Annotated in this window: 18 protein-coding genes; 12 read left to right on the forward strand and 6 right to left on the reverse strand. The window is 70.0% G+C overall.

Features of this window, described 5'->3' with window-relative positions; translation table 11 throughout:
- Positions 1-303: 303 nt before the first annotated feature.
- Positions 304-3,597, reverse strand: coding sequence for a carbamoyl-phosphate synthase large subunit (gene carB, locus ASD47_RS24805; RefSeq protein ID WP_056762487.1), 3,294 nt, complete (start codon positions 3,595-3,597; stop codon positions 304-306).
- Between the two features lie 163 nt (positions 3,598-3,760).
- Positions 3,761-4,885, reverse strand: coding sequence for a PLP-dependent aminotransferase family protein (locus ASD47_RS24810; RefSeq protein ID WP_056762489.1), 1,125 nt, complete (start codon positions 4,883-4,885; stop codon positions 3,761-3,763).
- A gap of 72 nt (positions 4,886-4,957) precedes the next feature.
- On the opposite strand from ASD47_RS24810, the gene ASD47_RS24815 reads away from it, so the two are divergent.
- Complete coding sequence (locus tag ASD47_RS24815; RefSeq protein ID WP_056762490.1) at positions 4,958-5,398, forward strand: MarR family winged helix-turn-helix transcriptional regulator; 441 nt, start codon at positions 4,958-4,960, stop codon at positions 5,396-5,398.
- Here ASD47_RS24815 and ASD47_RS24820 read toward each other — a convergent pair.
- Positions 5,395-6,735 carry a chloride channel protein gene (locus ASD47_RS24820; RefSeq protein ID WP_056762492.1) on the reverse strand — a complete coding sequence of 447 codons (1,341 nt, stop codon included), beginning with the start codon at positions 6,733-6,735 and terminating at the stop codon, positions 5,395-5,397. The two genes, ASD47_RS24815 and ASD47_RS24820, sit on opposite strands and share 4 nt — an antisense overlap.
- A 320-nt stretch (positions 6,736-7,055) precedes the next feature.
- On the reverse strand, positions 7,056-7,367 hold the full coding sequence (locus ASD47_RS26930; protein ID WP_156402425.1) for a hypothetical protein: 312 nt from the start codon (positions 7,365-7,367) through the stop codon (positions 7,056-7,058).
- On the opposite strand from ASD47_RS26930, the gene ASD47_RS24825 reads away from it, so the two are divergent.
- The 3 genes from ASD47_RS24825 to ASD47_RS24835 are packed head-to-tail and all read left to right on the forward strand — an operon-like array spanning position 7,357 to position 9,366.
- A complete protein-coding gene (locus ASD47_RS24825) occupies positions 7,357-7,917 on the forward strand; it encodes a hypothetical protein (protein WP_056762493.1) in 561 nt (186 codons plus the stop codon). The two genes, ASD47_RS26930 and ASD47_RS24825, sit on opposite strands and share 11 nt — an antisense overlap.
- A gap of 7 nt (positions 7,918-7,924) precedes the next feature.
- Positions 7,925-8,539, forward strand: a complete 615-nt coding sequence (locus ASD47_RS24830) for a 5-formyltetrahydrofolate cyclo-ligase (protein ID WP_056762495.1) — start codon at positions 7,925-7,927, stop codon at positions 8,537-8,539.
- Positions 8,540-8,544: 5 nt separating this feature from the next.
- On the forward strand, positions 8,545-9,366 hold the full coding sequence (locus ASD47_RS24835) for a TIGR00282 family metallophosphoesterase (RefSeq protein ID WP_056762497.1): 822 nt from the start codon (positions 8,545-8,547) through the stop codon (positions 9,364-9,366).
- Positions 9,367-9,381: 15 nt separating this feature from the next.
- Here ASD47_RS24835 and ASD47_RS24840 read toward each other — a convergent pair whose 3' ends face one another.
- Positions 9,382-11,070 carry a hypothetical protein gene (locus ASD47_RS24840; RefSeq protein ID WP_056762499.1) on the reverse strand — a complete coding sequence of 563 codons (1,689 nt, stop codon included), beginning with the start codon at positions 11,068-11,070 and terminating at the stop codon, positions 9,382-9,384.
- Between the two features lie 172 nt (positions 11,071-11,242).
- Between ASD47_RS24840 and ASD47_RS24845 the strand changes: the two genes are divergently transcribed.
- The 5 genes from ASD47_RS24845 (at position 11,243) to ASD47_RS24865 (ending at position 15,334) form a co-directional block, all read left to right on the forward strand.
- Positions 11,243-11,656, forward strand: coding sequence for an organic hydroperoxide resistance protein (locus tag ASD47_RS24845; protein WP_056762500.1), 414 nt, complete (start codon positions 11,243-11,245; stop codon positions 11,654-11,656).
- A 420-nt stretch (positions 11,657-12,076) separates the two neighbouring features.
- A complete protein-coding gene (locus ASD47_RS24850) occupies positions 12,077-12,832 on the forward strand; it encodes a YebC/PmpR family DNA-binding transcriptional regulator (protein ID WP_056762502.1) in 756 nt (251 codons plus the stop codon).
- A gap of 61 nt (positions 12,833-12,893) precedes the next feature.
- Complete coding sequence (locus ASD47_RS24855; RefSeq protein ID WP_056762504.1) at positions 12,894-13,583, forward strand: MgtC/SapB family protein; 690 nt, start codon at positions 12,894-12,896, stop codon at positions 13,581-13,583.
- A gap of 114 nt (positions 13,584-13,697) precedes the next feature.
- Complete coding sequence (locus ASD47_RS24860; protein WP_056762505.1) at positions 13,698-14,327, forward strand: hypothetical protein; 630 nt, start codon at positions 13,698-13,700, stop codon at positions 14,325-14,327.
- 71 nt (positions 14,328-14,398) lie between these two features.
- Positions 14,399-15,334: a nucleoside hydrolase gene (locus ASD47_RS24865; RefSeq protein ID WP_056762507.1), complete on the forward strand. Its 936-nt coding sequence runs from the start codon at positions 14,399-14,401 to the stop codon at positions 15,332-15,334.
- A gap of 4 nt (positions 15,335-15,338) precedes the next feature.
- On the opposite strand, the gene ASD47_RS24870 is transcribed toward ASD47_RS24865, so the two are convergent.
- Complete coding sequence (locus tag ASD47_RS24870; protein ID WP_056762509.1) at positions 15,339-15,851, reverse strand: hypothetical protein; 513 nt, start codon at positions 15,849-15,851, stop codon at positions 15,339-15,341.
- A gap of 150 nt (positions 15,852-16,001) precedes the next feature.
- Here ASD47_RS24870 and ruvC point away from each other — a divergent pair, with 150 nt between their 5' ends.
- The 3 genes from ruvC to ruvB all read left to right on the forward strand — a co-directional run bounded on the left by ruvC (position 16,002) and on the right by ruvB (position 18,319).
- The gene (ruvC, locus tag ASD47_RS24875) at positions 16,002-16,523 is read left to right on the forward strand and encodes a crossover junction endodeoxyribonuclease RuvC (protein ID WP_200945305.1); all 522 of its coding nucleotides are present in this window, start codon (positions 16,002-16,004) and stop codon (positions 16,521-16,523) included.
- 13 nt (positions 16,524-16,536) lie between these two features.
- Positions 16,537-17,151 carry a Holliday junction branch migration protein RuvA gene (gene ruvA, locus ASD47_RS24880; protein ID WP_056762511.1) on the forward strand — a complete coding sequence of 205 codons (615 nt, stop codon included), beginning with the start codon at positions 16,537-16,539 and terminating at the stop codon, positions 17,149-17,151.
- A 121-nt stretch (positions 17,152-17,272) separates the two neighbouring features.
- The gene (ruvB, locus tag ASD47_RS24885) at positions 17,273-18,319 is read left to right on the forward strand and encodes a Holliday junction branch migration DNA helicase RuvB (RefSeq protein WP_056762512.1); all 1,047 of its coding nucleotides are present in this window, start codon (positions 17,273-17,275) and stop codon (positions 18,317-18,319) included.
- Position 18,320 lies beyond the last annotated feature (1 nt).

An 18,320-nucleotide genomic window follows, 5' to 3' on the forward strand; every position in this document is an offset into this window, starting at 1 on the left:
ACGGCTCGTCACGGGCGACCTTTTCGAGGGTGCGCCGCGTCACCACCGTCCGCGTCGGCCGCCCTTGAGCTTGTCCAGCGCGCGGCGGACAGGTCTGAGAGACCCCTAATCCGTCGGTTACGCCGCCACCTTTCCCCCGCAAGGGGAGAAGGGCCTCAGTCGCCCCTGTGGATAACTTCGCGCATCGCCCAAGCGAAAACCGCCGCGACCGGCCTTTCGGCTTGTCGCGGCGGTCCTGTTTATCGACCCCTCATCCGACCGCTTCGCGGCCACCTTCTCCCGCAAGGGGAGAAGGAAAAGGAGTTACTGGTAGCTCTGCAGCGGCCGCACTTCCAGCGCCTCGGCGGGGGCCGAGGAGATGGCCTGGGCGGCGGCCAGGGCGCCGGCCGAGGTGGTGTAGTAGGGCACCTTCATCATCAGCGCCGTGCGGCGGATCTCGAAGCTGTCCTCCAGCGCCTGCTTGCCTTCGGTGGTGTTGAACACCAGCTGCACGCCGCCGTTCTTCATCACGTCGACGATGTGCGGCCGGCCTTCCAGCACCTTCTTGACCAGCTCGACCTCGACGCCCTGCTCGGCCAGGTAGCCGCGGGTGCCGACGGTGGACAGCACCTTGAAGCCCGCGGCCTGCAGCAGCTTCACCGGCTCGACGATCCACGGGCGGTCGCTTTCCTTGACCGAGACGAACGCGGTCCCGGCGGTCGGCAGGTTGACCCCGCCGCCCAGCTGGCTCTTGGCGAAGGCGCGGGCGAAGGCCGGGCCCAGGCCGTTCTCGCCCTCGCGGATCCAGTCCAGGCCCATGACTTCGCCGGTCGAGCGCATTTCCGGGCCCAGCACCGTGTCCACGCCGGCGAAGCGGGCGAACGGGAACACCGCTTCCTTGACCGCGATGTGGTCGTACGGGACGTCCTTCAGGCCGAAGCTGGCCAGGGTCTCGCCGGCCATGATCTTGGCGGCGATGGCGGCCACCGGCTGGCCGATGGTCTTGGCCACGAACGGCACGGTGCGCGAGGCGCGCGGATTGACCTCCAGCACGTAGATGCGCGGGTTTTCCGAGTGCGGCTCCTCGATGGCGAACTGCACGTTCATCAGGCCACGGACATTCAGGGCCAGGGCCATTTTGACGGTCTGGCGCTTCAGCTCCTCGACCGTGGCGGCCGAGAGCGAGAAGGGCGGCATCGAGCAGGCGCTGTCGCCCGAGTGGACGCCGGCTTCCTCGATGTGCTCCAGCACCCCGGCCACGAACACGTCGGTCCCGTCGCACAGGGCGTCGACGTCCACCTCGGTGGCGCGGCTCAGATAGTGGTCCAGCAGGATCGGGTGCTCGAACGAGATCTCGCCGGTGTTGGCGATGTAGCGTTCCAGGTGCTCGTGGTCACGGATGATCTCCATGCCCCGGCCGCCCAGCACGTAGGACGGGCGCATCACGAACGGGAAGCCGATCTTGTCGCCTTCGGCCCGGGCCTCGTCCCAGGTGCGGGCGATGGCGTTCTCGGGCTGGGCGATGTCCAGGCCGTTCAGCAGTTGCTGGAAGCGCTCGCGGTCTTCGGCCAGGTCGATGGCGTCGGGGCTGGTGCCCAGGATCGGGACGCCCGCGTCCTGCAGCGCCTGGGCCAGCTTCAGCGGCGTCTGGCCGCCGAACTGGACGATGACGCCGGCCAGCTGGCCCCTGGACTGCTCGACGGCCAGCAACTCCAGCACGTCCTCGGCCGTCAGGGGCTCGAAGTACAGGCGGTCGGAGGTGTCGTAGTCGGTCGAGACGGTCTCGGGGTTGCAGTTGACCATGATCGACTCGACGCCGATCTGGTCCAGGGCGAAGGCGGCGTGGCAGCAGCAGTAGTCGAACTCGATGCCCTGGCCGATCCGGTTGGGACCGCCGCCCAGGATCACCGCCTTCTTGCGGTCGGACGGCAGGCTTTCGCACTCGGGAACCTGGCCCAGCGCGCCGGTCTCGTAGGTGGAGTACATGTAGGGCGTGGTGGCCGCGAACTCGCCGGCGCAGCTGTCGATGCGCTTGAACACCGGACGCACGTCCAGGGCCTGGCGGGCCTTGCGCACGGCGGTCTCGGTGGAGCCGACCAGCTTGGCCAGGCGGGCGTCGGAGAAGCCCTGGGCCTTGAGGGCGCGGAAGCCTTGCGCGTCGGTCGGCAGGCCGCCGGCCCGGACCCAGCCCTCCTGGCGCACCAGCTCGGCGATCTGGCGCAGGAACCACGGCTCGTAGGAACAGGCGGCGTTGACCTCGTCCACGGTCAGGCCGTGGCGGAAGGCCTGGGCGATGACCCGCAGCCGGTCGGGGGTGGGCGTGCCCAGGGCGCGGATCACGGCCGCGCGGCCGGTGTCTGGATCGTCGGCCCCGGCGATCTCGACCTCGTCGAAGCCGGCCAGGCCCGTCTCAAGCCCGCGCAGGGCCTTCTGGACGCTTTCCTTGAACGTGCGGCCGATGGCCATCACCTCACCGACCGACTTCATGGCGGTGGTCAGCAGGGGCTCGCTGCCCGGATACTTCTCGAAGGCGAAGCGCGGGATCTTGGTGACCACATAGTCGATGCTGGGCTCGAACGAGGCCGGGGTCGCGCCGCCGGTGATGTCGTTCTTCAGCTCGTCCAGGGTGTAGCCGACCGCCAGGCGGGCGGCGACCTTGGCGATCGGGAAGCCGGTGGCCTTGGACGCCAGGGCCGACGAGCGCGACACCCGCGGGTTCATCTCGATCACGACCATCCGGCCGTCGGCCGGGTTGACCGCGAACTGGACGTTGGAGCCGCCGGTCTCGACGCCGATCTCGCGCAGCACGGCGATGCTCGCCGCGCGCATCCACTGGTATTCCTTGTCCGTCAGGGTCAGGGCCGGGGCGACGGTGATCGAGTCGCCGGTGTGGACGCCCATCGGGTCGATGTTCTCGATCGAGCAGACGATGATGCAGTTGTCCGCCGTGTCACGGACCACCTCCATCTCGTATTCCTTCCAGCCCAGGACGCTTTCCTCGATCAGGACTTCGGTCGTGGGGGAGAGGTCGAGACCGCGCGCGACGATCTCCTCGAATTCCTCGACATTGTAGGCGATGCCGCCGCCGGTGCCGGCCAGGGTGAAGCTGGGGCGGATGATCGCCGGCAGGCCGACGAACTCCAGGCCGTCGCGGGCCTCTTCCATCGTGTGGGCGGCCTTGGAGCGGGGGCTTTCCAGGCCCAGCTTGTCCATGGCGTCGCGGAACTTCTGGCGGTCTTCGGCCTTGTCGATGACCTCGGCCTTGGCGCCGATCATCTCGACCCCGAACTTGGCCAGCACGCCGGCCGATTCCAGGGCCAGGGCGGTGTTCAGCGCGGTCTGGCCGCCCATGGTCGGCAGCAGGGCGTCGGGCCGCTCTTTCTCGATGATCTTGGCGACCATGTCGGGCGTGATCGGCTCGATATAGGTCGCGTCGGCCACGTCCGGATCGGTCATGATCGTGGCCGGGTTCGAATTGACCAGGATGATCCGGTAGCCCTCGGCCCGCAGCGCCTTGCAGGCCTGGACGCCCGAATAGTCGAACTCGCACGCCTGGCCGATGACGATCGGGCCGGCGCCGATGATCAGGATCGAGGAGATGTCTGTTCTTTTGGGCATCGGAAAACTCGCGCGCAGAGACACGGTCGCGCACATCCGCGCGCCCGCTGCCGACCATCTTGCAGGTTAAGCCGCCCGTTTAGAGAGGGAGTCGGGTTGGCGCAAGCGTGCTTTCGCCGGCCGTGGTCACCTGCCGGCGAGGCGGGGCGGAGGAAGCGCGGCCTCAGCCCCGCAGCAGCGCCCCGATCACCGCCAGGCCGCGCTCGGCCGCCTCGGGCTCGGCCAGGCTGAAGTTCAGCCGCATCGTCGAACTGGCGCCGCCCTCGGCCAGGAAATGGGCCCCCGGGGTGAACAGCACGCCGCGCTCGACGCAGCGTTGGAGCAGGACCTCGACGTCGACCCCGTCGGCCAGGGTCAGCCAGAAGAACAGCCCGCCCGGCGGCAGGGTCCACGAGGCCCGATCGTCCAGATGCCGGGTCAGGGCGTCGGCGAAGGCGTCGCGTTTGCGGCGATAGAGGTCGCGGACCTGCTCCATCCGCTCGGCGCGGCCGGGATCGTTCAGATATTGCAGCACCATCCACTGGCTGAGCCGGTTGGTGTGCAGGTCGGCGGCCTGCTTCAGCTGGACCAGCAGCGGGAACAGGTCCGGCGAGGCGGTCAGGTAGCCCAGGCGTAGGCCCGGAGCGACGGTCTTGGAGAACGAGCCCTGGTAGATCCACGACCCGCCGACCATGTCGGCGCAGACGGGACGGCGGTCGCACGGCGCATAGACCAGGTCGCGATAGGGATCGTCCTCGAACAGGATCACGTCATGGGCCCGGCAGGCCGCGGCCATGGCCTGGCGCTCCTCGGCGGTCCAGCAATGGCCCGACGGGTTCTGGAAGGTGGGAATGACATAGGCCATGGACGGCGGCGTCTCGCGCCAGCCGGCCCCGGGCGCGGACCGGTCGATGATCTGGAACCGCGCGCCGTAGAAGCGGAACACCTGCAGGGCGGCCAGGTAGGCGGGCGACTCCACGGCCAGGGCCGTGCCGGCGTCGATCACCAGCTTGGCGGCCAGGTCGACGCCCTGCTGCGAGCCCGACAGCACCATCACCCGGTCCGGCGAGGTGTCCAGGCCCAGCTCGGCCAGGTCCAGGGCGATCCGTTCCCGCAGGGCCGGCTCGCCCTCGGTGGGTCCGTATTGCAGCAGCTCGCGCGGGGGCGGCGGCAGGTCCAGGCCGGCGAAGGTCTCGGGCGAGGGCAGGCCGCCGGCGAACGAGATCATGCCTGGGCGCTGCGACACGTTCAGCATCTCTCGGACCGGCGAGGGCTTGATATCCGCACTGCGCATCGACAGCCGCGCCATGGCTCACCTCTCAACCGCGTCAATGATCTTGACCTATCGACACGATGAGCGCGTCGGCCCTATTGTGTCAATATGGTTGACCTGGATGATCCTGCCCCAGCGGGCGATCTGCACGCCGCGATCGAGCAATTCTATTTCGCCTATCGCGGCTTTACGGACCGTCCAGACCGCATCCTGGAGCGGCGGGGCCTGGGGCGGGTGCACCACCGGATCCTCTATTTCATCGGTCGCCGGCCAGAGGTGTCGGTGCGCGGCCTGCTGGACCTGCTGGCGGTCAGCAAGCAGGCCCTGAACGCGCCGCTGCGCCAGCTGATGGAGATGGACCTGGTCCGCGCCGAGGCCTCGGCCCAGGACCGCCGCGTCAAGCGCCTGGCCCTGACGGAAGCCGGCCGCAAGCTGGAGGCCGAACTCACCGAAGCCCAGACCCGCCACCTGCGCGCCGCCTTCGACCGGGCGGGCGCGGATGCTCAGCAGGGCTGGCGCGCGGTGATGGGGGAGCTGGTGAAGGGCTAGGTCGCGGCCTCGGCCTCGGAGCGCCGGCGGGGCGTGGTCCAGGCCCGCGCCAGGGTATGGTAGAGCGGCACGGGACACAGCATTTCCGAACACTTGCGGGCCACCAGGCACGCCAGCAGCAGCGGTCCGACCAGGCCGGGATCGCGGGTCATCTCCATCAGGATCACCGCGCTGGTCAGCGGGGCCTGGACGACGCCCGTCAGGTAGGCGGCCATGCCCAGGGTCACCGCCTCGCGCCCGCCGGCCCAGGGCGCGACGTGGGCGAACAGGGCGCCCAGGCCCGCGCCGGTGGCCAGGGACGGCGCGAAGATCCCGCCCGGCGCGCCGCTGACCGCCGCCGCCAGGGTCGAGAGCCACTTGCCCGCCGCCAGCCGCCAGCCCGACGCGAAGTGGCCCAGCAGCAGATTCTTGGCCTCGGCGTAGCCGGCGCCGTACGCCACCCCCTTGGTCAGGGCCGCGGTGGTCGCCGCCGCCAGCCCGCACAGCGCCGCGAAGCCCAGCGGCCGCGCCTCGCGCAGGCGGCGCACGGGATTGTCGCCGGTCATCCAGGCCGACAGCAGGCGCGAGAACAGCCCGCCGGCCAAGCCCGCCCCAACGCCGATCAGCGGCGCGCTGAGCCAGGTGCTCCAGCCCGCCGACCCGGCCAGGTCGCCGAAATAGGCGTAGTTCCCACCCAGGGCGAAGGCCGCGACCCCGGCCGAGACGACCGCCAGGATCACCACGGAGGTGGCGCGCTTGTCGAAGCCCTTGGCCAGTTCCTCGACCGCGAAGACGATGCCGGCGATCGGAGTGTTGAAGGCGGCCGACACCCCCGCCGCCCCACCGGCGATCAGGATCGTGCGCCGGCGCGGGCCGCCGCGCAGACGGGAGGTCAGGAACGCCATGACCGCCGCGACCACCTGCACGGTCGGGCCCTCCCGGCCGATCGAGGCGCCGAACACCAGGAACAGGGCCGCCAGGGCGACCTTGAGCGCCGCGGTCTTCAGCGACACCCGGTCGTCGGGGATGGGCTTGCCGGCCTCGTCGCGGCGGCGGCCGATCTCGCTGGCGGCGATCACCTGCGGAATGCCGCTGCCGGCGGCGGCCGGGGCGAGCTTGCGGGTCAGCCAGACGACCAGCGGAAAGCCGACCAGCAGCAGCACCGGTCCCAGCCAGTGGCGAGGGCCCACCAGCCAGGCATGGGCCTCCATGGCCGCGTCGCACAGTTTGGCGAAGCCGACCGCCGCCACGCCCCCCGCCACGGCCGAGCCGACGACCACGGCGGTGCGCATCGACCGCTTGGCGCGCAGCCGGGCCAGCTTGCGTTGGCGGTCCAGGACGACGAGGGGCGTTCGCATGCGGGGTCTGCTACGCCCGTCGCGCGCCAGGGAAAAGCTTGAGCGGTGGAATTAAAGGCCTCCCCCAAAAGAGCGGGAGGTTTTTATACCCGCCGCGTCAATGCGGCGCTGGCGCCAGGCCCTCCGAACGCCTATCTTCTTCAACGGCGGGTCAGCTGTGGCCCTCGTCGAAGATTTCTATTCCCAGGGACCTTAATCTCTCTATCGGGACCTGTTCCCTCCCGTGGCCGTGGCTGCGGGAACACGGGGCCCACCTGTAACTAACAGGTTCGAGTGGATTGAAACGTCTTCACGGTTCTTCACGGCGCCGCCACCTTTCTTCACTTGTTCACTCTCTGTTTCATGCCATAATTCCGGCCATGGCGACTGCGCGCAAGACATCGACCACCCGCCCAGCGAAGGCTGACGTCAGCCGGCAGGATCGCGCTGTCGTGTATCGGGGGATCACGATCCAGCCCATGGTCGGAAAACGTTCCGCGATCGCCGAGGCCATCCGGGAAGGCTTCCGGACAATGAACGATACGACGCGTGACGCCGCGTCCAAGGGTTAGGTTTCCGGCGGCCCGATCCGTCTTCATAAACTGCCCGTTCGATAGCGACTTCCAGCCGATCTTCCGGGCGATGGTCTTCACGATCGTCTTGTCAGGCTATCATCCCCGTTGCGCGCTGGATTCCACCGACGGCGCCGAGGTCCGCATCGACAAGATCGCCCGGATGATCGGCGAGTGCGACTGGGGCATACACGACCTGTCGCGGGTGGAGGTCGAACGGGGTGCTCTGCCTCGGTTCAACATGCCGATGAAGCTTGGGCTTCACCTCGGCGCCCGATTGCTCGGCGAGCCGCGTCATCGCCGCAAGCGTGCGTTGATCCTGGACGCCGATCGCCATCGCTACGACGCCGCCCTTTCGGATATCAGCGGCCAGGACATCGAGTCGCACGACAACGATCCGGACGAGGCGATCCGCTGTGTTCGCGACTGGCTTTCTGACCACCGCGCCCGCGATGCGCCGCCCTTGCCCGGCGCCGGCGCGATGCGCGAGGACTACCAACTTTTCAACGCCGAACTCGCAACCCTGCTGTCTCCTCGCCGGCTCGATCCCGGGACGCTGACGCACAGCGATTTTGTGTACGCCATCCATGCCTGGGTCCAGTTTCGCGCTGATCGCGAACTGATTGGATGAGGGCTTCATGACGATCGCCGATCCCGCCGCCGCCAAGACCGCCCTGCGATTGTTCGTCCGCAACCGCCGCAAGGACCTGGCCCGCGAGCATCCCGAGGCCGACCGCGCGGTCGTCGAGGTGGCCCGGGGGCCGCTGACGCAGCGCTTCCCCGATCCGCGCGGCCGGGTCGCGGCCGTCTATCACGGCCTGGGCTCGGAGCTTTCGGCCCTGCCCCTGGCCGACTGGCTGGCGAGCGCCGGCTGGACCCTGGCCCTGCCCAGCGTGGAGGGCGTCGGCCCCGAACAGCCCGGCGGCCATATGGTCTATCGGCGCTGGACTCCCGGCGAGGTTCTGGCGCGCGACGCCATCGGCCTGGTCGCCCCGCCCCCCGGGCAGCCGATCGTCGAGCCCGACCTGGTGGTCACGCCGCTGCTGGCCTTCGACCGCCAGGGACGGCGGCTGGGCCAGGGCGGCGGCTATTACGACCGGGTGCTGGCGGCCCTGCGCGCCCGCAAGAGCATCTTCGTGCTGGGCCTGGCCTATGTGGGCCAGGAGACACACGGCCTGCCCGATGAACCGCACGACCAACGATTGGACGCCATCCTGACGGAAAGCGAGTATATCGCCGTCCAAGAGGACTGAGATTCATGCGCTTTGCTTTCTTCGGCGACGTCGTGGGCAAGTCGGGCCGCGACGGCCTGGCCGACCACCTGCCCGCCCTGCGTCGCCAACTCGGGCTCGAGTTCGTGATCATCAACGCCGAGAACGCCGCCGCCGGCTTCGGCATCACCGAGAACACCGCGCGCGAGCTGTTCGAGGCCGGGGCCGACTGCCTGACCCTGGGCAACCACAGCTGGGACCAGCGTGAGGCCCTGACCTACATCGTGCGCGAGCCGCGCCTGATCCGGCCGGCCAACTATCCGATCCTGTCGGACGCCCCGGGCAAGGGCAGCCACCTGTTCCAGACCGAGGGCGGCCGGACGATCATGGTGATCAACCTGCTGGGCCGGGTGCACATGGACGCCATGGACGACCCGTTCGCCGCCGCCGACCGCGAGCTGGACAAGGCCCCGCTGGGCCAGGTGGCCGACGCGGTGGTGGTCGACATGCACTGCGAGGCCACGTCCGAGAAGATGGCCATGGGCCACTATTGCGACGGTCGCGCCTCGCTGGTGGTGGGCACCCACACCCACGTCCCGACCGCCGACGCCCAGATCCTGCCGGGCGGCACCGCCTACCAGACCGACGCCGGGGCCTGCGCCGACTATGACAGCGTGATCGGCAACCAGAAGGAAGAGCCCCTGCGGCGCTTCACCACCAAGATCAGCGGCGGCCGCTATACGCCCGCTAGCGGCCCGGCCACGGTCTGCGGCGTGTTCGTCGAGACCGACGACCGCACCGGCCTGGCGGTTCGGGTCGAGCCGATCCGCGTGGGCGGACGGCTGAAGGAGACGGTGCCGCAGGTCTGAGATCGGCTCAAGAGGTCAGGGCCGCGGACACGACACCGGCTTTCGCGGCTTGATGTCCCTCGCGGTGATCGGCAGGCCTTGGGCGAGCTTCTGCATCGTCGGGTCGCCGGTGACACGACTTTCGCCCATCTGGGCGGCGTAGCGCTTGTCCCAGGCCGGTAGCGCCGCCGCCAGCGCCTGGCGGTCTTCCGCCTCCATGGCCGGCGATGCGGCCAGGCGGAGCAGGGCCTTGTCGCTCATCCAGCCGCCGAATTCGCTCCAGGCCTCGAAGAGCATGCGACGCTGGACGGGACCCTGGCAGAAGACGGCGGCCAGCGGGGCGATGTCGTCCCCGCCGACGCCCTCCCATCGCAGCCGGATCCTCAGCGGCAACAGGAGGGGGGCTTCCGGCCCTTGGCCGGCCGACGCCGCGAGGTTCTCGCGCTTCGCCAGTTCCTGGTCCGCCCAGTCGCTGATGGCCTGGTCTCGGCCCGAGAGCGTCAGGGTCAGGGCGGGATCGGCGCGATAGTCTCCGGTCAGCAGAGATTTCAGCGACTCCTCGAACCGCAGATCCTCGTCGAATCTTCGTTGCGACAACTTCGTGAGTTCGAGGGCCAGGCGCGGCCAGCGAGCCGCCGAATAGGCGTCGTCGCGCCAGCGCGGCCGTCCCTCGCCGTCGAGCGGATCCTGCAAGGCTTCACTGACAGCCCAGGCCAAGGTGAAGAAGTCTTCCCGCGACGCCGTCGTCATCAGGGGCGCGACGCGCGTTTCGATGAGCTGGTAGGCCTCCCGCAGACGCCCGTTCTTGGCGAAGAACCGGACGGCCAGCGCCAGGTCGGCCGGGGAAGCCTCGGGCCGGGCGAAGGGCTCGAACAGCGGCATGGCGCCAGGGTGATCGCCGGCCAGGAGAACGGCGATCAGGCGATCCTTGAAGGGATCGGGCCGAGGCGCGGGCGGTTCGACGCCCAGGAGGCTCATCATCGCGCCGGTCATGGCCTGGGCTTCCGACTGCTCCTCATCGAACGCCGCCCGCCGTGGCGGATAGCGCGGCGGCCGCCCGGCGGCGTGGCCGGCATAGGCTTCCATCAGGAACTCGGTCGGTTTCCACGGCGAGATGGAGCCCAAGTGGTCGGCGATGTCCTGGGCCAGCGCGGCCTCGTCACGCGTCCGGCTCGGCTGGGCCGCGATCGCCGCGCGCAAGGCGTCGAGTTCGGTCAACTGGGCCATGGGCGCCGCGGCGCTCTGGATTTTCAGATAGGTGCGGATCGTGCGGGTCCATAGGGCGCCCTCACCGGCATAGTCCTCGCTGACGCGGGAGAACGGGAAGCCCAGCTGGGCATATCCGTCGGCCGTCTTGGCCAGGAACAGGATGTAGGACGCCTTGGTGCTGAGCGTCGTCCGGTTGCATGAGCCGGCGTGGCCCTCGGGATGCGAGAAGGCCAGGACGCCGGGGTCGCTTGGAAAGGCGCGGCCCAGCCGGAACCAGGGAACTTCGATCTCGGGAGCCGCCTGGCCCTTGAGGACCTGCTCGACCCGAAACCGCACCCGGCTCTCGATTGCGCCGCCCCTTTCGCTGATCGGCCTGGCGACAACGATGGCGTCGGCGATCTGGACCAGTTCGAAATTGCTGGGGCGTATGTAGCCTGGGACGGGGGAGCACGCCTGCGCCGCCACGGGCGCCAGCATCAGCACAAGCGCCAGGACGACCGTTCGGATGGACTGCATCTGACCCACTGTTCCCCTTCCGTCGCGTGTCCGGCCCAAGGCGCCCGCCGGCGACCTCGGTGGCGCAAGCGTAGCAGTTATCTATTACATCTGTAAATCCGGAAGCGGGCGGCCTTGCGCGCGCGGGACAGGGGGTCCAAGTCTTGCGGACCTGGAGCAAGGAGCCCTCCCCATGACCGACGCCATCTACACCGCCCATGCCCACGCCGTCGGCGGCCGGCAGGGCACGGCCAAGTCCGACGACGGCCATCTGGACGTCAAGCTGGCCTATCCCAAGTCGATGGGCGGCGACGGGAATGGGACCAATCCCGAGCAACTGTTCGCGGCCGGCTACAGCGCCTGCTTCCTGGGCGCCCTGGGCCTGGTGGCCCGCAACCAGGGGGTCAAGCTGGGCGAGCACAGCCTGGACAGCGAGGTCGACCTGATCAAGGACGACACCAGCTTCCACGTCGGCGTGCGCCTGACCCTGAACGCGCCGGACCTGGACCGCGAGACGGCCGAAAAGCTGCTGCACGCGGCGCACGAGGTCTGCCCCTACTCGAAGGCCACGCGCGGCAATGTGGATGTCGTGCTGAAGGTGGCGTAGGGCCTCGCGGCGGGGGCGTTCCACGATGCGCCCCACGATCAGTTCGTCGATCTCCAGCCGGCGGATCCGCGCACGGCCGATCGACAGGCGACCGATGGCCAGGGCGCCGATGGCCAGGGCTCCCACCGCCAAGGCTCCGACCGCCAGGCCGGCCAGCGCGGCGGCGCCCGTCGACAGGGCCCCGGCCGCCGCCACGCGCGTCGCCATGGCCGAGGACCTGCCGGCCGCATGGATCGCGTCCTGGTCCTGCGCCTCCAGGGCCCCCAGGCGAGCCGGGTCGAACGGTTCGGACAGGAAATCGGACGGGGTCATCAAGCGCCTCCAGCGCGGCAGTCTAAGCTTGGAGGATGACAATATGGGGCGCCAAGGGCTAGAAGCGCGCCCTACCTTTCATTCGCAGACCAGAGAAGAGCCCCCCGAATGGCCGGCCACTCGAAATTCAAGAACATCATGCACCGCAAGGGCCGCGCCGACGCCGCGCGGTCCAAGCTGTTCTCCAAGCTGTCGCGGGAGATCACCGTGGCGGCCAAGGCGGGCCTGCCCGACCCCAACATGAACCCGCGCCTGCGCCTGGCGGTGAACAACGCCAAGGCCGAGAGCCTGCCCAAGGACGTCATCGACCGCGCGATCAAGAAGTCGCAGATGGGCGACGCGGCCGACTACACCGAGATCCGCTACGAAGGCGTCGCCGCCGGCGGCGTCGGGATCATCGTCGAGGTGCTGACCGACAACAGGAACCGCGCCGCCGCCAATGTCCGCTCCTACTTCACCAAGATGGGCGGCAACATGGGGGCCACCGGCTCGGTGACCTTCAACTACGACCGCGTCGGCCAGATCAGCTATCCGGCCAAGGCCGCGTCGGAAGACGACATGATGGAGGCCGCCATCGAGGCCGGCGCCGACGACGTGGTGTCGGACATGGACGAGGAGGGCGAGGGCCACACGGTCTACACCGCGTTCGAGGACCTCAATGACGTGGCCGCCGCCCTGGAGGCCAAGTTCGGCGTGGCCAGCAACACCAAGATCGCCTGGCGCCCCAAGAGCCAGGTCCCGGTCACCGGCGACGCCGTGGCCACCCTGATGAAGCTGCTCGACGCGCTCAACGAGGACGACGACGTCCAGGACGTCTATTCCAACGAAGAGATCAGCGACGAGGACGCCGCCAAGCTGGGGTGATCCTTTTCCCTCTCCCGCAAGGGGAGAGGGATCGCGGCTCCCCTTCATCCGTTCCTCCCGCATGGACGCGCCCCTGCAACTGGCCCTGCCCATCCTCGGCGCCCTGGCGGCCGGCGGGGCGATCGGGTTCGAGCGGGAGTACCGGGCCCGACCCGCCGGCCTGCGCACCCACATGCTGGTCGCCCTGGCCTCGGCCCTGCTGATGCTGGCGGCCGTGCACCAGATCACCTGGCTGGAGGGCGCGCCGAACGAAGTCGTGCGCATCGATCCCGTCCGCATGGCCCACGGCATCCTGACCGGCGTCGGCTTCCTGTGCGGCGGGGTGATCTTCCAGCAGGGCGCCTCGGTGCACGGCCTGACCACGGCCGCGTCGCTGTGGATCACCTCGGCGATCGGCACCCTGTTCGGGGTCGGCCTGTACGAGCTGGCGATCGGCGGCACGGCGCTGTCGCTGGTGGTGCTGAGCGCCGCCCGCTGGCTGGACCGCCACATGCCGCAGAAGAACTTCGCCGAGATCACCGTGCGCTCGCGCCGCGACGCCGTGATCGACGAGGCCGAGCTGCGGCGCATGCTGGAGGCCTTCGACCTGAAAGGCGCGCGGGTCTGCCAGGAACTGGCCGAGGGCGGGACGGTGTTCGCCTTGTCGGGGCCGTTCTCCGGCCGGGGCGTACTGCGCCTGGACGAGCTGTCGGCCGCCCTGCGCGCCGATCCCCGCGTGCTGGAGTTCGCCATCCTGCCGCGCAAGGACTGAGCGGGCCTGAAGCTGCAGGTTGTCCGCTAAATTTTTTCACGCGCGCTCGACGCGACCTGAGCCGAATCCGCAAGCTGGAGTGTTTGGTTCCCGGACCGCCAGGTGGGGTACGCCATGGAACGTCTTCGTTTTCGCACGCTCGAGGAGATCCTCTACGAGCTGATGACCGGGCTGCTGTTCTATCCGCTCACGCTGTGGCGGGTGCTGCTGGAGCCGGCGCAGATCAGCGACGCGGTTGGCGAGCGGGCCGCCGATCGGGTGAGTGCGCCGCTGTTCCTGCTGATCTCGATCCTGGCGGCCCACGGGCTGGACCTGGCCATGGGCAGCGCGCTGGGCGAGGCGGCGGGGACCTTTGGCCCAGCGCCGTTGCTGTTCCGGGCCCTGGCCTTCAGCCTGTTGCCGCTGGTCCTGGCGGCCGGCGTGCTGCGGCGCGAGGGGCGACCGGTCAACCACGCCACCCTGCGGACGCCGTTCGACCTGCAGTGCTTCTACGCCGCGCCGCTGGCCATCTCGATCTCGGTCGCCGCCGTCCTGGCTCGCGCGGGGACGCCGCCGGTTCGGCTGGCGGGCCTCCTGCTGGGCCTGGGCGCGGCGGTCTGGCATCTTTGCGTCCAGACCCGCTGGATCCGCGCCCGTCTCGGCGTGGGGCGGATCCGAGCCTTGCGGACGGCGCTGTGGCTGACCGGCGTGGCCCTGTTCTTCTGCCTGCTGTCGACGCCGCTGATCTTCGGCCTGGGCGGTTAGGGCCGGTAAAGCCTGCGTGTAACGGCGGCGGCGTCTTCTCGCAGGCGGCCGTCTCGCGCTATGCTGCGGCCATGCCGCTGCGCCTGCATATCGACACCGACTGCGGCGTGGACGACGCCCTGGCCCTGGCCATGCTGGCGCGTTCGCGCGACGCGGTGGAGATCGTCTCGGTCTCGGCGGTGTTCGGCAACACCTATGTCGACCAGGCGGCGGCCAACGCCCGCGGCGTGCTGCGCCTGGCCGGCTGCCCGGCCGAGGTCTATATCGGCGCCGGCTCCGGCGTCGCCAAGCGGCGGGTCGAGCGGATGCGCCCGGCCCACGGCGTCGACGGCCTGAACGGCGCCGGCTTCTCCCAACGCTGGAAGCTGCCGGAGCTGGACCGCGGCCAGGGCGGCAGCCTGCTGGCCTTCCGCGCACGCGCCAAGGTGGCCGGTCTCTTCCTGGGGCCGCTGACCAACCTGGCCCAGGGGCTGCTGGAGGACGCCGGCGCCTTCAAGGGCTGGCGGCCGACGATCATGGCCGGGGCCTTCGCGGTCGAGGGCAAGGCGGCGGGCGGGGCCGACTTCAACAGCTGGAGCGACGCCGAGGCCCTGGCCCGGGTGCTGGAGCGCGAGGTCCTGCCGCGCGTCGTGCCGCTGGACGTCACCTCGCGAGTCACTCTGACCGCCCAGGCCATGGCCCAGGGCTCGACCGCCTGCGGCACGCCCCTGTCGGCCCGGCTGAACAAGGCGATGGGCCCCTACATGGCCTTCCACCATCGGGCCTGGGGCCTGGAGGACGGCTGCCACCCGCACGACGCGGTGGTCGCCGCCAGCCTGGTGGCGCCGGAACTGTTCGTCTTCGAGCCCGCGCGCCTGCGGGTGCTGACCGACGGCGAGCACCTGGGCCGGCTGGAGCGGGTCGACGGCGAGCCCAACGCCGAAATCTGCGTCTTCGTCGACGCGCCGGCCGTCGAGGCTCTGCTGCTGGCCCGCCTGTTCCGCGCCCCGGCGCTCAGCCCGGCCTAGGCCCTCAGGCCGCCGGAAGGGGCGCCGGCGAGCGATGCTCGAACGTCAGCCGGTAGGCGCAGGTCAGCCACAACAGAATCGCCGAAGCCAGGCCGGTGACCAGCGCCCGATGCGGCGCGTCGACGGCCAGGCCCGCGAGGCCGGCCAGGGTGATCAGCGCGCCGGCGACGTAGTAGATCTTGACCTGGAACAGCTTGGCCAGCGGCAGGAAGTGCAGGCCCACGATGATGGCGACCGCCGGGACGATGAAGGCGATCAGGCCGGCCTTGACCATCAGGTGGCTGACGACGGCGATGGCCGCGCCCTCGCCGCCCAGGGCCCATCCGATGATGCGACGGCTGCGGGCCGCCCGCGCGCTCGAGGCCGGCGGAACGTTCCTCAGCCGCCAGCGGGCGAACAGGATCATGGCGACGGAGACGACCGGACCGACCGCCAGTTGGCCGACGGGGGCCTGCAGCCCCAGGCCCATCACCCACCACGCGGCGGCGAAGCCCGCCATGAACACGATCGCCGACATCTACGCGTCTCCTGAAAGCTTGACCGTGGGTCTGTGAGGCCTCTCCGGCGATTTGGCAATCGGCCGACGTCGACCGTCTCCGTCCTGCCGGCAAGCTTAAGGTTTCGTTAGGCAAGTCACGCCTTTTCCTTGGTCAGGAAACGGGCGATGGTGCGAGAACACATGATGAACGCGAATCGCATCCCGATCCGGATCCTGGGGCTCGACCCCGGCCTGCGCCGCACCGGCTGGGGCGTGCTCAGCGTCGAGGGCTCGCGCATGAGCCATGTCGCCCACGGGGTGATCGCCCCCGACGAGAAGGCCGACTTCGCCGCCCGCCTGCTGCACCTGTTCGAGGGGATCTGCGCGGTGATCGAGGAACACAGGCCCGACGAGGCGGCGGTCGAGGAGGTGTTCCTCAACACCAACGCCCAGTCGACCCTGAAGCTTGGCCACGCCCGCGCCGCCGCCCTGATCGCCCCCGCGCGCGCCGGCCTGCTGGTGGCCGAATATTCGACCCGCCTGGTCAAGAAGGCGGTGGTCGGCACCGGGGCGGCCGACAAGGCCCAGATCGGCTTCATGATCGCCCGCCTGTTGCCCACGGCCGGCAAGACCACCGCCGACTGCGCCGACGCCCTGGCCGTCGCCATCACCCACGCCAACCTGCGCGTCGCCAACCGGAGAGTGGCATGATCGGGCGTCCGTCATGATTGGAAGATTGCGCGGGGCCGTCGCCGAGGTGGGCGAGGAAGAGGCGCTGATCGACGTGATGGGCGTGGGCTATGTCGTCCGCTGCGGCTCGCGCACCCTGCAGCGCCTGCCGGCCCTGGGCGAGGAGGCCCTGCTGCACATCGAGAGCCAGTGGAGCGAGAGCGCCGGCCTGCGGCTCTATGGTTTCGGCACGCGCGAGGACCGCAAGGCCTTCGTGCTGCTGCAGGCCATCCAGGGCGTGGGCCCCAAGGCGGCCATGGCGGTGCTGGACGTACTGTCGCCGGCCGAGCTGGCCTCGGCGGTGGCCCGCGAGGACAAGGCGGCGGTCGGGCGGGCCTCGGGCGTCGGGCCCAAGCTGGCCCTGAGGATCGTCACCGAGCTGAAGGACAAGCCGATCACCGACGGGCCGGTGTTCCTGGGCGCGCCGGCGACGACCCCGGCCGCGCCCGCCAAGCCGGCCCCGACCGGCGACGCGGTGGCGGCGCTGATGGGCCTGGGCGTTGCCGAGGTCAACGCGCGGCGGGTGGTGGAGGCGGCCGCCGCCAAGCTGGGTGACGAGGCGACGGTGCAGGCGCTGATCAAGGCCGGTTTGCAGGAGCTGGGGCGGTGAGCGCCGCGCCGGCCCCCTCCGGCCCTCCGGGCCACCTCCCCCAGAGGGGGAGGATCTTGTCCCGCCAGATGCTCCCCCTCTGGGGGAGCTGTCGCGGAGCGACTGAGGGGGTCTTCCGCCCATGACCCGCATCATCTCCGGCGAGCCTCAACACGGCGAGACGATCCCCACCGCCTCCGACCGCGCCATGCGCCCGCAGACCCTGGCCGAGTTCGTCGGCCAGGAGCAGGCGAAGGGCAATCTCCGCATCTTCATCGAGGCGGCCAAGGGGCGGGGCGAGGCCCTGGACCATGTGCTGCTGTTCGGCCCGCCGGGCCTGGGCAAGACCACCCTGGCCCAGATCGTCGCCCGCGAGCTGGGCGTCAACTTTCGCGCCACCTCGGGCCCGGTGCTGAACAAGGCCGGCGACCTGGCGGCGATCCTGACCAACCTGGAAGCCAACGACGTCCTGTTCATCGACGAGATCCATCGCCTGCCCTCGACCGTGGAGGAGATCCTCTATCCGGCCATGGAGGACCATGTGCTGGACCTGGTGATCGGTGAGGGGCCCTCGGCGCGCTCGATCCGCATTGACCTGGCCCCGTTCACCCTGGTGGCGGCCACCACCCGGGCCGGCATGCTGGCCACGCCGCTGCGCGACCGCTTCGGCATCCCGATCCGTCTGGAGTTCTACACACCGGCCGAGCTGCGCCACGTGCTGCTGCACGCCGCCCGCAAGATGGGCGCGCCGCTGTCCGACGATGGGGCCGACGAAATCGCCAAGCGGGCCCGGGGCACGCCGCGCGTCGCCGGCCGCCTGCTGCGCCGGGTCCGTGACTTCGCCGCCGCCGACGGCGCGTCCGTGATCGACCGCAAGGCGGCGGGCATGGCCCTGGCGCGACTCGAGGTCGACGAATCCGGCCTGGACTCCCTGGACCGTCGCTACCTGCGCGCCATGATCGACAACTACGGCGGCGGCCCGGTGGGCGTGGAGACCATCGCCTACGCCATCGCCGAGGCCCGCGACGCGGTCGAGGACGTGATCGAGCCCTACCTGATGCAGCAGGGCTTCATCCAGCGCACCCCGCGCGGACGGATGGCCTGCGGCAAGGCCTATCTGCACCTGGGCCTGGCCGAACCAGTCTCGGCGCCGAAGATCGTGCAGGGCGGGCTGTTCGGGGAAGACTAGC

Source organism: Caulobacter sp. Root1472 (assembly GCF_001426985.1).
GTDB lineage: Bacteria > Pseudomonadota > Alphaproteobacteria > Caulobacterales > Caulobacteraceae > Caulobacter > Caulobacter rhizosphaerae.